This window comes from Paenibacillus sp. PvP094 (assembly GCF_040546835.1).
Classification (GTDB): Bacteria; Bacillota; Bacilli; order Paenibacillales; family Paenibacillaceae; genus Paenibacillus; species Paenibacillus illinoisensis.
Genome location: NZ_JBEPOM010000001.1, coordinates 3,385,201 through 3,399,689, shown reverse-complemented (window position 1 = coordinate 3,399,689; position 14,489 = coordinate 3,385,201). Strand labels below are relative to the sequence as shown.

Genomic DNA, 14,489 nt, shown 5'->3' with positions numbered 1-14,489 from the left:
GGGAACTAACCTCCTAGACGTGTTACTTGGGCAGTGCATTCGCCCATACCGTTACTACATCCTATGCAGAAACTGGGCTAATGACATCATCTAAACAAAAAAAATCCTCCCCGCCTCCAAAACCCGCACCCTATGTAGGATGCTGATCTTATTGGACAAGAAGGATATTGCATTTCAATATGTTTAGAAGGGTTAAGCTTCCCAAACCTTATAACCGTCTTTGTCTACAATTTGACGGAACGCTTCGAGCAGTCTCAACGTGACTGGACCAGCTACACCCGATCCAATTGTTCTTCCATCAACCTCATATGCAGCGATGACTTCTGCGGCTGTTCCCGTGAAAAAGACTTCGTCAGCGATGTACACATCATGCAGGGTAAATGGAACTTCTTTTAACTCCAGATCTAATTCCCCACACAGGTCAATAATAGCCTGACGCGTAATACCTTCCAGAGCTCCGAGGTAACAAGGCGGTGTGTAGACTACCCCATTTTTGATAATGAAAATGTTGTCACTTGATCCTTCGGTAACATATCCTTGGGAATTCAGCATGATTGCTTCGCCAACACCTGCATAGTTGGACTGGATTTTAACAAGGATGTTATTCAGATAATTTAATGATTTGATTTTGGGATTCAGTGCATCCGGGATATTCCGGCGTTGAGATACAGATACGGCCTTTAACCCTGTAAGATATGCTTCCTCAGGATAAATTGCCAGCTGCTCCACAATAATAATAACAGACGCTTTCGGGCAGCGCAGCGGATCCAGACCCAGATTACCTGGTCCACGAGATACGATTAAACGGATATAGCCGTTACGCATATCATTGCGGCGCACTGTTTCTGCCATTACTTCTAGCATTTCATCATAGGATAAAGGAATATTCAAACTGATCGATTTTGCCGAATCGTACAAACGGTCCAAATGCGCTTTGCATCTGAAAATATTGCCGTTATAAATCCGGATACCTTCGAAAATTCCGTCCCCGTACAAAAAGCCGTGATCATACACGGAAACGGTTGCGTTCTCCTTGGTTACATATTGACCATCCAAATAAATCCACTGTTCTGACATGGATGACTGCACCTCCGTTTAATTTCCAATCATTATCTCCCGAATCTTGAATTGTTCCATTACATTGTACAACATGTGGCAAGCTTTTACGTTCACGTTTTACCCATCTCAATGCCAATCCTCAGCAAATCCTACCAGCTTATCAGGTGGTTTTCAACGAAGGATATGTATAGCAGGGATAACTGCCCAGAACACGGACCTGACAATTCAATGCCTCAATCTCAGCCATGGCTGCTGTAAGCAATACGGATTCTACGGTTTCTTCAACATCGATATAAAAATAGTAACTGCCCAGCCTTTTCTTGGTAGGACGAGACTCCAGCCTAGTCAAATTCAGCTTTCTCCAGGCGAATGTGGACAATACTTGATGCAGAGCACCAGGTGCATCTTCAGGCAGTGTAACCAGCAAACTTGTTTTTACATGATCCGGCTCACGTTGAATCTGCACTGGTTCATGACCAATAAGTACAAAACGGGTGTAATTGTTATCATGATCAGTCACCCGTTCAGCCATGATATCCAATCCATGCTTTTGTGCAGCAAGGCGGGTGCCAATAGCGGCCCAGCCCTTTCCGGGATTCTTTTTTACCAACTCGACCGCTTCTGCCGTACTATTGACGCCCTCAAGCTCAGCATCTGGGGAATGAAGACGGATAAAGTTCTGGCACTGCGGAATAGCTACCGGATGAGACATGATCTTGGTAATTTTGCTGAAGTCGTATGCACCGCTCCCGTCAGCGAACTCGGAACCATGTCCAATCACATTTTGTATGGAGGGATACACCCACTCCGCTTGCATCGGAATATCCACTTCGTTAACCAGCCAGTCCATATGCAAACTAACGGAGCCTTCAATTGTATTTTCAATGGGAATGACGCTATATTGTGACTTGCCACTATCCGTGGCGCGAAACACATCAGAAATCAGTTTGGAATGAAGCAGCTCCAGCGGTTCCCCATTAAACAGAAATTCTACAGCTTCATGGGAAACGGAGCCTTCAGGTAATACGGCAATTCGTTTCATGCTTTAACTTCCCCTTTAATTCTGTCCAAAAAAGGACGTTCATCTTGATCAGGCAGCACGGTTACACCGTCCAGGTCCGGATCCAGCCATAGTGGCGTTGCATTAATGCCTTCCTTGCCCATGGTCTCCATCAAATACTGTTCCAGCTCGGCTTTGCGGGGATCATGCCGATCCACCAATGTCAGAACGGTTGGTCCGGCTCCACTTAGTGCAGCTCCCAAAGCACCATGCTGTACAGCATGTTCCAAAATTTCAGTCATGCCGGGTACCAGAGATGCTCGGTATGGTTGGTGAATACGATCCAGCATCGCCCTTTGTATCACATCCAGTCGCCCGCTTGCCAGCGCTGCAACCAACAGGGAAGACCTGCTGATATTATGCACGACATCCGACTTGTCAAATTGCTGTGGAATGACATTTCTTGCTTTGGAAGTCGATAGTTCGAAGTCTGGCACAATGACCAACGTCTGTAAATCCTGATGCGGCTCAATACGGATGTGATCCACACGACGGCCATCCCAAGCAGCCGCAATAATACCCCCATATAGAGAAGCCCCCACATTATCCGGGTGCTTTTCGAGCGAAGTAGCCATATCCATTAGCTTATCGTCCGATAGCGGAGAACCAATTAAGGCGTTCGCAGCAGCCAGAGCACCAACTATGGCAGATGCGCTGCTTCCCAGTCCACGGGTAAGAGGAATATCCGAAAACATGGAAATCTCCAATTCAGGAACAGACACGCCTGCTTCATTAAATACCATCTGTGCGACTTCATAGATTAGATTGGATCTATCCGTTGGCAAACCATTCAGATGATCTCCATACAGATGAAACACCGTCTGTTCGGACGGCTTCATCTCAATCCAGGCATACAAAGACAATGCCATGCCCAGGGTATCGAACCCTGGACCCAGATTGGCTGTACTTGCAGGTACTTTTACTGTAACTCGTTGCTGCAAACTCATACGGATTGCTGCTCCAGCTGAGCAATAGCTGCCATAACCGCTTCTTCCGAATCATCTACTACAAGCGGCTCTGTTGCTACCGTTTTGATCGCGATGTTCGGATCTTTCAAACCATGACCCGTCAAGACACATACAACCGTCTCTCCGCCTTTAAAGTATCCTTCCTGCTTCAATTTATATACTCCCGCAACCGAAGCAGCCGATGCCGGTTCAGCGAAGATACCTTCCCGTGCTGCAATTGTACGATAAGCTATCAAGATTTCCTCGTCCGTTACATAATTGATCTGTCCACCGGACTCTTCAGCCGCGGTCACAGCGGTCTTCCAGCTAGCCGGGTTACCAATGCGGATCGCAGTGGCCACAGTCTCAGGCTCAAGAATCGGCTCTCCCTTAACGATTGCCATCGCGCCTTCTGCTTCGAATCCAACCATCCGCGGCAAGGAATCCGATTTTCCAGCCTCTTTGTATTCTTTGAAGCCTTTCCAGTAAGCAGAGATGTTCCCTGCATTGCCGACTGGGATTGCAAGTACGTCAGGTGCTTGACCCAATTGATCAACCACTTCAAATGCAGCTGTTTTTTGACCTTCGATGCGATAAGGATTCACAGAGTTCACCAGTGTGATGGGGTGCTTCGCTGTAATCTCACGTACAATTTCCAGTGCACGGTCGAAGTTACCGTTAATCGCAATCACTTTGGCTCCGTAAATCATGGCCTGTGCCAGCTTGCCCAGTGCAATGTTATTGTTAGGAATCAATACGATACAGTTCAGACCACCACGTGCTGCATATGCTGCAGCAGCTGCAGAAGTATTACCTGTGGAGGCACACATGATGGTACGGCTGCCCTCTTCCATTGCTTTTGCAACAGCCATTACCATCCCGCGGTCTTTGAAAGAACCACTTGGATTCAAGCCTTCGTATTTAAAATATAGATTCAGTCCAAGTTCCTTGGACAGATTTTCGGCGTGAATCAGTGGAGTGTTTCCTTCCTGAAGCGTAAGCATAGGTGTATTTTCATTAACCGGAAGGTACTCTTTGTACGTTTGCAGCAATCCTTGATATCTCATTGTAGTAAGCTCCTTTATGATTAAGTAATACGAATATGAAGACCTGAAATTATAGTATTAAAAATTGTACATTCCATTTAACCTAGCCATTCGAACTGTACATAATTAGAAAAATAACCTTACCCCTCAACCCGATATACACTCTTGATGCGGCGTATAACGCTAAGAGATTCAAAGTGTTTCAACACTTTATCCATGCTTGCCTTGCTTGCATTATGAGTAACGATGATGATCTCGGCATCCGGGTTATGCTCGTTCGGCTGTTGAACGACTGAAGCCAGGCTGACTTCATACTCTGCAAAAATCTGCGTGATTTGCGCCAAAACGCCCGCTTTGTCGTCCACGTGCAGCAAAATGAAGTTCTTTGACATGATCTGTTCATCGCTTTGCAGACGCTTCTGCTTGTAAGGAACGATGGCTTTAAGTCCGTTTACGCCAAGCTTCAGATTTTTGATCACAGCCACCAGATCTGCAACGACGGAAGTGGCCGTTGGAAGTTCACCTGCACCCGCACCATAGAACATCGTTTCGCCTACTGCTTCCCCGTGTACATAAACTGCATTGAACACACCATTAACGGAGGCAATCGGGTGACTCTGTCTCACCATGGTAGGCTGAACACTGATATTGATCTCGTCATCACGGCAATCCGCAATTCCAAGGAGTTTCATCTCATAACCGAGTCTTCTGGCATACGTAATGTCCTCGCGGGTTACGGACGAAATACCACTAACTGCCACATCCTGGAGCTCCACATTGGTGCGGAAACCCAGCGTTCCCAATATTGCCATTTTGCGAGCGGCATCCAGTCCCTCCACATCCGATGTTGGGTCAGCTTCCGCATAACCCAGAGCCTGTGCCTCTGCGAGGACCTCTTCATAAGAAGCACCTTCCTGGCTCATTTTGGTCAAAATAAAGTTCGTTGTTCCGTTCACAATCCCCATAATACGGGTAATCCGGTCAGAGGAGAAACCTTCAATCAGGGTGCGGATAATGGGAATCCCACCAGCTACGCTGGCTTCATAGAAGACATCACATTTCTTCTCCTGTGCCTTCGCCAAAATCTCGGAGCCATGGAGAGCCATTAGATCCTTATTTGCCGTGACAATATGTTTTCCCCGCTCCAGCGCTTCAAGAATGTACTCCTTCGTCTGTTCAATACCACCCATAACCTCCACGATCACATCGATGTCCGGGTGGCGAATCACTTCCCACGGATCTTCTGTCAGTTTGGCTCGATCCACAGCAATGACGCGATCCTTAACCGTATTTTTTACAGAAATCTTCTCGATAACAATCGGTGAGCCGACCTGACTGCTCAGATCCTCCTGGTTCCCTTCCACGATGCGAACAACCCCGGTACCTACTGTTCCGAGTCCCAATAATCCTACTTTTACCGGTTTCACCAACGATCTACCCCCTAATGTCTTTATATCTGCCACCTCTGTACGCTCTCTGTGTACAATGAAGCAGTTTTTTTCATATATCCGGACGTTATGAGATAAAATCCAGTTAGCCCTGACCTACAATCCGTGTGCGCCGAACCCCCGGCATATCCTGCATCCGATCCAACATTTCACCGATTTCTCCGTGAAGATGTGACGTTTCAACCGAGATAACAACATTGGCTCTTCCTTGAAGCGGGATACTCTGATTAATCGTGAGTACGTTGGCTCCATATCCAGCCACATGTCCCAACACGCGAGACAATATACCAGACTGATGCTCCAGATCAATCGATATGGTGACGATTCTTTCCCGTTCCAATTGGTTGATGAGGTGAATTCCATCCTTATACTTATAAAAAGCACTTCGGCTTAATCCGACCTGCTCTACCGCTTCATGCACTGTTTTGACATCCCCCGAAGCAAGCAGCTCTTTCACCTGCATCGTCTTCACCACTGCTTCCGGTAAAATGTCTTCCCGTACTAAGTAATAGCGTTCATTCACAGAACGTCCTCTCCTCAAAGACTCATGTTTTCATATAGTGGACATTATATCGGATCTATACTAAAAGGGCAATACGTTACATGTCTATTTTTTTCAAAACCGTTTCTCAAAGTATACAAGGTTCTCCCTGCCTCATGTTAGGAAAAAACAAAAAAAACGCAGAGCAGCGGGTCATTTCCCACTTCTCTGCGTTTACATGTCCTATATATTTGAGCAGGCATACATTAAATTTTACATACCAAATTTAATAGTAGCTGCTGCCTTCAACGAACTCAAATTCAAAATCACCGATGCGCACAATCGTGCCTTCTTCAGCACCACGTTTACGGAGCTCTTCATCCACACCCATATGACGCAGTGTACGCGCCAGTTTAAGGATGGCCTCATGCGAGTTCAGCTGCATCCGTTTCATCATGCGATCAATCTTGGCACTCTCAACAACAAAGATCTCATTCTCCCGCACAATACGGAAGCCTTCCTCCTCTTTCTTATCCAGACTGTACACTTTGCGTTCAGATATGTCCGCTACTTCTTCCACCACGACTTCGTCCGGAATCTGATCAAGCAGATCCGCCGCACGATATAGGAGTTCCTGTATTCCTTTGCGAGTCAGGGAAGAGATTGGCATGATCTCAATATCCGGCTGAACTTCACGAACCTTTTGCATAAATTGCTCCAGATTCTCTTCCGATTCCGGCATATCCATTTTGTTCGCTGCCACAATCTGAGGTCTCTCAGCGAGTACCGGATTGTACAGCTTCAGCTCTTCGTTGATTTTGACCCAGTCCTCAAACGGATCGCGTCCTTCCGAGCCAGACATATCCACAACGTGAATAATGATGCGGGTACGTTCAACATGGCGCAAAAACTCATGTCCAAGTCCGATACCTTCATGAGCACCTTCAATCAGTCCTGGCAAGTCGGCCATAACGAAGCTGCGTCCTTCACCTACACCGACTACACCCAGGTTAGGTGTAATGGTCGTAAAGTGATAGGCTCCGATCTTCGGCTTCGCCGCTGATACAACGGACAGCAGGGTAGATTTCCCGACACTCGGAAAACCAACCAAACCAACATCCGCCATAACTTTAAGCTCTAGCACAATATAGCGCTCTTCGCCCTCTTCACCATTTTCAGCAAGTTCAGGAGCTGGATTATTTGGTGTGGCAAACCGGATATTCCCCCGGCCGCCCCGGCCACCACGCGCAACGACAACCTGTTGACCATGACGCGTCAGGTCTGCCAATACCTCTCCACTGTCTTCATCCAAAATCACAGTCCCAGGTGGAATACGGACAATCATGTTCTCAGCGTTCGCACCATGCTGACTTTTATTGCGTCCCTTCTCACCACGAGGGGCCTTGAAGTGACGCTGGTAACGGAAATCCATCAATGTACGCAAACCTTCATCCACGCGGAAAATGATGTCAGCTCCTCTGCCTCCATCACCCCCGGCAGGTCCGCCGTTTGGTACATACTTCTCACGACGGAACGAAATAATTCCGTCCCCTCCGTCTCCGGCTTTTACATAAATCTTCGCTTTATCTACAAACATGGCTACCCCTTCTTCCTATATTCCACACGGCATTCTAAATTGTATAAACGTGTCTTCAGACGGAAGCTGCTCCGTTCTGACTTTTTTTCCTTTAAGTACGGCATTAAGCTGCCGTAATGTTTCCGGATCGGGTGTTTGATCCCCGTCCAGCCGAACAACCACATCCCCATGGTCTTGTCCGAAGTTCAAGGTCAGTTTGCGAACCTCTCCCCAAGACGACCGGCCGCCACCGTATTGATAGGCTCTGATTGCATCTGCAATTGCGCCCGTAAGCGACTCGCCATCCTCGGGAGAGATCAGAGCACTAAGCTGCAATTCTTCCTCGACTTCCACATGCAATTCCAGAGCGGCGCCACTGGCACGAAAAGACTGGAGATAAAAAACGAGTGAGGGAATGCCTAATTTGGAAATCCGACTTTCCTCGGTTACCCGTTCTTTTATTCTTTCCACACATTGCACGGATTTATCAAGTTTGCCCAGCCTAAGATATCCATATAACACCTGAAGATCGTTCATCCAATCATGCCGATGATGATTTAGTGATGCAATTGCTGTCTTTTCCATAGATTGTATGATGGTTCTGCGTTCCGCTTCCGCCTGTCTCTTCATCGCACTCATTGAAACAAAGATTACGGCCACGGACCACAATGCGCATACAGCACTCGAAATGGCTGCCGGATACAGCACAACGAAAACCAAAGGAATCAGAAGTGAACATGCCGCAATCCACGGCACTCTTTTCCAAGATTTCATGGCTTCTCCCCGTTCTACAAAACTCGGTTGGTTTTAAACCCCACCGTAACCAAGTATAACATGTCTTTTCTGCCAGTTCATTATCGAAAACATCTATCCATCCTAAATACAAAGAGCCTCCGGCAAAATTGCCGAAGGCTCCTTAGGCGGAATGCCGATATTATGCTTTTACTGCAGCTGCTACTGGAGCAACGTCCACAGGGTAAATGCTTACTTTTTTGCGATCGCGTCCCCAACGTTCGAATTTCACAACGCCGTCCACTTTCGCAAACAAAGTGTCATCTTTACCGATACCCACGTTCGTACCTGGGTGAATTTTTGTTCCGCGTTGGCGAACAAGAATGCTACCACCAGTTACTGTTTGACCGTCAGCACGCTTAACGCCAAGGCGTTGCGCTCTACTGTCACGACCGTTCTTCGTGGAACCTACACCTTTTTTCGATGCGAATAACTGAAGATTTAATTTCAACATGATTGGTTGTCCTCCTTCTTTACTTATTTGAGTTGCTCTATCTTAATATACTTCCCGTATGACTCTGCAATATCAGTGAGCATAAGAACCATAGATTCGAGCAGCAATTGCACCTGGGACCAAGTTCCGTCTCTCTCCAGCACTGGCAAAGAAGCGCTTAAAAAGCCATTCTTCATTTTGGCATCCATTTCGACACCAGTCAATGCTTCGATCGAATTCACTGTACCCACTGTAACAGCGGATACCCCGGCACATACGATATCTTCTCCCCGCTTGGCATAATTGGCATGCCCTTTGATGGAAAAGCGATCGATGCTCTCGTCATCGTTACGAAAGATTTGAACGATAATCACTTATCGCACCCTCTTACGCTTGGATTTTCTCGATAGTTACTTTAGTGTACGGTTGACGGTGACCTTGCTTCACATGGTAGTTCTTTTTCGGTTTGTATTTGTATACAACAACCTTTTGACCTTTGCCATGTTTCTCCACTTTAGCCGTTACAGTAGCTCCGGAAACCAATGGTGTACCTGCTGTCAAACCTTGATCGTTAGATACAGCCAGGACACGGTCGAACGTTACGCTTTCGCCATCGTTCGCAGTCAATTTCTCGATGAACAGAACATCGCCCTCTTGGACTTTGTACTGTTTGCCGCCTGTTTCAATAATTGCGTACATTTGCCTTGCACCTCCTCATGTCTCAGACTCGCCCGGTCTCAGGTGACAGCCTCCTTGCGGAGCTGTTCTTGTACCCGGCCAGTGCGGTTACAGCATGTGCAAGACCAATAGGCTAAACACATACCTGATGATTATATCATCATCGCGAGTAAAAATCAATGCAATGGTGAAATATATCTTTTACCTGTCCCGTGACAAGAAGAACAGGGCTCCACATAAGGAAGTGTACTTTCTTCCCGGACTTTTTTACGTGTAAGTTCAAGCAGACCCAGCTTGGTCCAGCCCATGACAAAAGCCTTGGTTCGATCTTTTTTGAGTTCAGCCTCCAGCGCTGCAGCAACTTCCTGCCGATTGGCTGCTTCCTCCATATCGATAAAGTCCACAATGATCATGCCACCAATGTCCCGCAAACGCATTAAACGTGCAATTTCGACGGCTGCCTGCATGTTGGTTTCCGTTACGGTTTCTTCCAGACTATCCCCGCCGCCCCCGGTGAATTTGCCTGTATTAACGTCCACCACGGTAAGTGCCTCTGTATGATCTATGACGATGTAACCGCCGCCGGGGAGCCATACTTTACGTGCAAAATCCTTATTGAGCTGCTCTTGAACACCATACGCAGCAAAGATGGACTCTGCGCCCCGGTAAACCTGTACCTTCGGCTGATGACCCGGACAGATCTCCTCCAGTAAAGCCCTCACCTCGCGGGCTTGTCCTTCACTGTCAGTAATAACCTCATCGCTGCCTGGAGTATACACATCCCGAATAATTCGCTGAACCATGCTGTGATCCCGATGCAACAGGCTCGGTGAAGGCAAACTGTCTGCTTTTTCACATATCAAACGCCACTGCTCACGCAACGATTCCAAGTCAGCCTCTATGGCTTCCCGCTGCTCTTCTGCGGATACGGTTCGAATAATCAGCCCTTCCTCCCCACGTCTGAGCTGATCTCCCAATGCCTTAAGACGGGAGCGATCCCCTTCACGGGCAATCTTCTTCGAGACGGCTATGTAGTCCGCTATCGGCATGTAGACAAGCCATCGGCCCGGTAGTGAGTAATGTGTCGTCACCCGGGCTCCTTTGCTTCCTACCGGCTCTTTCAGAACCTGAACGATGACATCCTGACCTGGACGAAGCAATTCGGAGATTGAAGGTTTCACCTTCGGTTGTTTCTCCAAATGAGGGTGCAGGACATCATCCACATATAGAAAGGCATTTTTTTTCTGACCTATATCCACAAAAGCAGCCTGCATACCCGGTAGCACGTTGACGACCCGTCCTTTGAAAAACGAACCAAGCAGTCCGCGTTCGCGTGTACGTTCTGCTGTAAATTCCACAGCTTTGCCTTCTTCCAGAAGCGCCATTTGCATGAGGTTGTGTTCATTATGTACGATCATTTGTTTCATGGCTTGACCTCTAGAAGACAATTCAATTCATCCACATCCATTCTGTGTCTTTGCAATTCTCAATGTATATGTATTACCCCAAATCTGGACGAGTTCACCAACCGTTTTACAGTTTGTCTGTGTTCTGCTTAAAATAGGAACCGATAATTCGCTGTTCAGGCAAAACGGCCATAATTCGTCCCTGTCTGTTCATCACATATACCATATGATATTTCTCTCTCTTTAATAGACGCAGAATAGTGTCCAAAGGTTTCGCCGGAAATGAGATTATCGGCTGTGCCAAACTGCCTGTAGCCGCATGATGCGCAAATGCACCTTCCCGATTCATCAAAAAGCGGATAAAGCGATAAGGTACGTTTCGATAATCGGTCACGTTGGAATAGAACAGAAAGAGACCAATGAGCAAGATATTCAGCGGGAGCCCGTAGTCTCCAGTGATCCATTTGCTGATCGCAAACAGAATAACCCCTGTACTACATAAGATGCTAATCCGATAGGTCCACATTAATGTCGTATAGTAGGGAGCAATCAGACTGACGAGTGCCTGTACTATTTTACCACCATCCAGCGGAAGTACGGGCAGCAGATTAAACAGGGCAATCAGCAGATTCCCTTGGATAATGTACGCCAAGAATACTGGATCTCCCAGGTTGGCGTACTGCAGCAGCATGGTGATCCCGACCATCAATATGTTTTGCAGAGGACCGGCCAGCGCTATTATAATTTCCCGCCCAGCCGTAAGCCGGCCCCCGTCTTCAATAACAGCCACACCGCCAAAAGGAAGCATCTGAATCGACAGGACACGGCAGCCCAGAAGGGCTGCCGCCGCAGCATGTCCACATTCATGAATAAATACGATTGCAAACAGTGTGATGAGTTCTATGAAATGTCCTGTAGCCAAGGAGGCCAGCATAATAATGACAAAAAACGGATGAAGCGAAATGCGTACACCCCACAACCTAATCAAGGGCAACCACTTCCGCAGGATCTACATACTCTTCGCCCTCTTTTACAGCGAAATATAGCGTGGCAGGTTGTTCTCCGCCTGTGGACTTGAGGTTGCCAACGACATTTCCGGCCTCCACCCAGTCATTCACTTCGACTTCACTCTCGTTCAGTCGGCCATATATCGCAGTCAAGTTGCCTGTATGCTGGATGACTACGGTTATCCCATTCTCTGTATCACCAAGAACTTGCAGAACTCGTCCTGCATCCGAACTGACCACCTGTACAAAGCCAGTCCCCTCTGCTTCAGGGACGATCTCTATGCCCTTCATGCTCAGTGCAAATGGTTGAACGATTGTCCCAGAGAGCGGTTTACCCAGCAGTGATCTAACCCCCGAACCATTAACTACATCTGTGGTGTGGCCCAGCACAGGCAGGAAAGACGGCGTCCCGCCAAAGTGCCGTTCATACCAGAGCGCTGCCGATGCAAAGTCCATATCCCGATGCAGCGCATCTGCAATTACCGTTTTGGGAGAAGATGCCCATGACGCATTGAGTTGAAACAGTCCCCATACGGCACCAAAAACCATTGCACTGACTACTGTTCTACGCACCAACGATTTCACCAGGTTAAAACGTGTATGGCCACCTGAAACGTAATGTCCGTTCTCTTTTTTCCACAGCCATTCAGGATCCCTTTCCTGTTCTGCCAGTAGTGATCCAACATGTCTTGTCTGATCCTGTATATCAAAAGAAGAAGTAGGTCTTGGGCTCTCGGCAATCTTCTTGCTAGGCCCAGAATTCGCTTCCTGCATAATCTCCATCGCAGCGCCATCCAGCAACCGCCGTATCCGTTCTTCTCTTCTTTGCTTGATTCTAAGTTTCGTATTCATGGAATATCCTCCCGCCGAGGCTTGTTTAATACATCCTATGAAGAGCTCTTTCATAATATGAACAAGCTTCCGGGTCAAAGCAAAATAACTCCACCTAGGTAAGATCAACCTGCCAAGTGGAGTTTAATGTGGAGAAAAATGATAGGGATTTCTGTGCTGAAAGCATTAAAAAAGCCGGGCTGCAAAGGCCGCGGCGGTAAGTATTCATATCTATAAGGACGATTGTATTAACCCATTTAACCCATACCAAAAAACTTTTTAAAGCGTGAGAATGCGCCCTTTTTCTGCTCTAACTGCATCAGTGGAACCGTATCTCCCAGAATGCGACGAGCAATGTTCCGATAGGCAATCGCTGCAAGCGAGTCTGGATTCATGACTGTAGGTTCTCCAGAGTTAGCCGCTTTGATGACAAGTTCATCATCTGGCACAATGCCAATCAGATCAATGTTGAGGACTTGCAAAATACCATCAATATCAAGCATATCGCCCGATTTGACCATGTTGTTCCGAATACGGTTTACAACCAGCTTCGGTGATTGAATATGCGAGCTTTCGAGTAGACCGATGACCCGATCCGCATCACGTACAGCAGCGTTCTCCGGTGTAGTCACCACGATGGCCTGATCTGCTCCAGCGACCGCATTTTTGAATCCCTGTTCAATCCCGGCAGGACAATCGATAATGACATATTCAAAATCTTTTTTCAATTCCAAAATGATGTCCTTAACCTGTTCCGGTGATACAGAGTTTTTGTCTCTTGTTTGCGCTGCAGGCAGCATATACAATTCTTCGAAGCGTTTGTCTTTCACCAACGCCTGATTCAGACGGCAACGCCCGTCTGCCACGTCACACAGATCATAAATGATCCGGTTCTCGAGTCCCATCACGACATCCAGATTGCGAAGGCCGATATCGGTATCTACCAGACAAACTTTTTTTCCGAGCAGCGCCAGCGCTGTTCCGATGTTTGCTGAGGTGGTTGTTTTACCAACGCCGCCTTTACCCGAAGTGATCACGATCGCCTCTCCCATGAGCTACACTCCTTTAAACACATTAAAATCTCGGCGCAACCGAACGATATTGCTCATCTTGTCGATCTGCATCTGATTGTCCTGTAAATAAGCAAATTCCATCCCGGTATCCCGGCTCTCCCATTCGTCAGGGGGACGGCTGATGATATCAGCGATTCGAAGCTGTGTCGGTGCAAATACCGATGCGGCAATGATTGACTCGTCGTCCCCGCCGATCCCAGCGTGAGCCATGCCTCTGAGTGAACCCAAAACATATATATCTCCGGTACACGTCACCGTGCCCCCCGGATTGATATCCCCAAGAAACAGGAGATTCCCTTCGTGATGAAGCACTTGACCTGAACGCACCATGCCACACATCGTAACAATTGGCGGTGGCCCTTTAACCTCTGGTTTAAGGGCTGGTGAATCGATGGAGCGAATGAGCAGATTCCCTTTTTGCTTCAATATGTCCAATATCGCTTCTTTTTGGTCCTCTGTCACTTCGCGGCTGCCCAGTTTGATATCCACATGAACAATCGGTCCGGTCAAAATATTTTGATGGCTGTGTTCCAGCTTATAGCGGAGCTCATAGAGCAATTCCTCGAATTCACATTGATCGTCCAACAGGAAAACCAAGCCGTCTCGGATGCCTTTAATCGTTACGTGATTCGATTTTACCGTCATAAGCCTG

Annotated in this window: 16 protein-coding genes and 1 other annotated feature; all 16 genes read right to left on the bottom strand. The window is 47.4% G+C overall.

The features are described from left to right. Positions 1 to 192: 192 nt before the first annotated feature. The gene (ilvE, locus tag ABIC22_RS15685) at positions 193 to 1,077 is read right to left on the bottom strand and encodes a branched-chain-amino-acid transaminase (protein ID WP_095293327.1); all 885 of its coding nucleotides are present in this window, start codon (positions 1,075 to 1,077) and stop codon (positions 193 to 195) included. A gap of 142 nt (positions 1,078 to 1,219) precedes the next feature. After that, positions 1,220 to 2,101: a prephenate dehydratase gene (gene pheA, locus ABIC22_RS15680; RefSeq protein ID WP_127541103.1), complete on the bottom strand. Its 882-nt coding sequence runs from the start codon at positions 2,099 to 2,101 to the stop codon at positions 1,220 to 1,222. Further along, positions 2,098 to 3,066, bottom strand: a complete 969-nt coding sequence (gene thrB, locus ABIC22_RS15675) for a homoserine kinase (RefSeq protein ID WP_354482000.1) — start codon at positions 3,064 to 3,066, stop codon at positions 2,098 to 2,100. The genes pheA and thrB overlap by 4 nt, the downstream gene beginning before the upstream one ends. Continuing rightward, positions 3,063 to 4,133, bottom strand: a complete 1,071-nt coding sequence (gene thrC / locus ABIC22_RS15670; RefSeq protein ID WP_354481997.1) for a threonine synthase — start codon at positions 4,131 to 4,133, stop codon at positions 3,063 to 3,065. The genes thrB and thrC overlap by 4 nt, the downstream gene beginning before the upstream one ends. Before the next feature lie 119 nt (positions 4,134 to 4,252). Beyond that, the gene (locus tag ABIC22_RS15665) at positions 4,253 to 5,539 is read right to left on the bottom strand and encodes a homoserine dehydrogenase (protein ID WP_095293333.1); all 1,287 of its coding nucleotides are present in this window, start codon (positions 5,537 to 5,539) and stop codon (positions 4,253 to 4,255) included. A 106-nt stretch (positions 5,540 to 5,645) separates the two neighbouring features. Beyond that, positions 5,646 to 6,083: an ACT domain-containing protein gene (locus ABIC22_RS15660; protein ID WP_024633956.1), complete on the bottom strand. Its 438-nt coding sequence runs from the start codon at positions 6,081 to 6,083 to the stop codon at positions 5,646 to 5,648. Between the two features lie 244 nt (positions 6,084 to 6,327). Beyond that, positions 6,328 to 7,638, bottom strand: coding sequence for a GTPase ObgE (gene obgE / locus ABIC22_RS15655; protein WP_354481993.1), 1,311 nt, complete (start codon positions 7,636 to 7,638; stop codon positions 6,328 to 6,330). Positions 7,639 to 7,653: 15 nt separating this feature from the next. Beyond that, complete coding sequence (locus ABIC22_RS15650; protein WP_354481990.1) at positions 7,654 to 8,391, bottom strand: Spo0B domain-containing protein; 738 nt, start codon at positions 8,389 to 8,391, stop codon at positions 7,654 to 7,656. A 160-nt stretch (positions 8,392 to 8,551) separates the two neighbouring features. Next, a complete protein-coding gene (gene rpmA, locus ABIC22_RS15645; protein ID WP_095293321.1) occupies positions 8,552 to 8,863 on the bottom strand; it encodes a 50S ribosomal protein L27 in 312 nt (103 codons plus the stop codon). A 23-nt stretch (positions 8,864 to 8,886) separates the two neighbouring features. Next, positions 8,887 to 9,216, bottom strand: a complete 330-nt coding sequence (locus tag ABIC22_RS15640) for a ribosomal-processing cysteine protease Prp (RefSeq protein ID WP_095293320.1) — start codon at positions 9,214 to 9,216, stop codon at positions 8,887 to 8,889. Positions 9,217 to 9,229: 13 nt separating this feature from the next. Continuing rightward, positions 9,230 to 9,541: a 50S ribosomal protein L21 gene (gene rplU, locus ABIC22_RS15635; protein ID WP_095293319.1), complete on the bottom strand. Its 312-nt coding sequence runs from the start codon at positions 9,539 to 9,541 to the stop codon at positions 9,230 to 9,232. A gap of 14 nt (positions 9,542 to 9,555) precedes the next feature. Further along, positions 9,556 to 9,640 (bottom strand) — a sequence feature (ribosomal protein L21 leader region). A gap of 56 nt (positions 9,641 to 9,696) precedes the next feature. After that, positions 9,697 to 10,947 (bottom strand): Rne/Rng family ribonuclease, encoded by a 1,251-nt coding sequence (locus ABIC22_RS15630; RefSeq protein ID WP_127541093.1) that lies wholly within the window; start codon positions 10,945 to 10,947, stop codon positions 9,697 to 9,699. 106 nt (positions 10,948 to 11,053) lie between these two features. Further along, on the bottom strand, positions 11,054 to 11,914 hold the full coding sequence (locus ABIC22_RS15625; protein WP_127541091.1) for a M50 family metallopeptidase: 861 nt from the start codon (positions 11,912 to 11,914) through the stop codon (positions 11,054 to 11,056). Further along, the gene (locus tag ABIC22_RS15620; RefSeq protein WP_354481985.1) at positions 11,907 to 12,785 is read right to left on the bottom strand and encodes a peptidoglycan DD-metalloendopeptidase family protein; all 879 of its coding nucleotides are present in this window, start codon (positions 12,783 to 12,785) and stop codon (positions 11,907 to 11,909) included. Before ABIC22_RS15620 ends, ABIC22_RS15625 begins: the two co-directional genes overlap by 8 nt. Before the next feature lie 236 nt (positions 12,786 to 13,021). Then, positions 13,022 to 13,816: a septum site-determining protein MinD gene (minD, locus tag ABIC22_RS15615; protein ID WP_024633965.1), complete on the bottom strand. Its 795-nt coding sequence runs from the start codon at positions 13,814 to 13,816 to the stop codon at positions 13,022 to 13,024. A gap of 3 nt (positions 13,817 to 13,819) precedes the next feature. Further along, entirely contained in the window at positions 13,820 to 14,482 is a 663-nt protein-coding gene (gene minC / locus ABIC22_RS15610; protein ID WP_095293315.1) for a septum site-determining protein MinC, read from the bottom strand. Positions 14,483 to 14,489 lie beyond the last annotated feature (7 nt).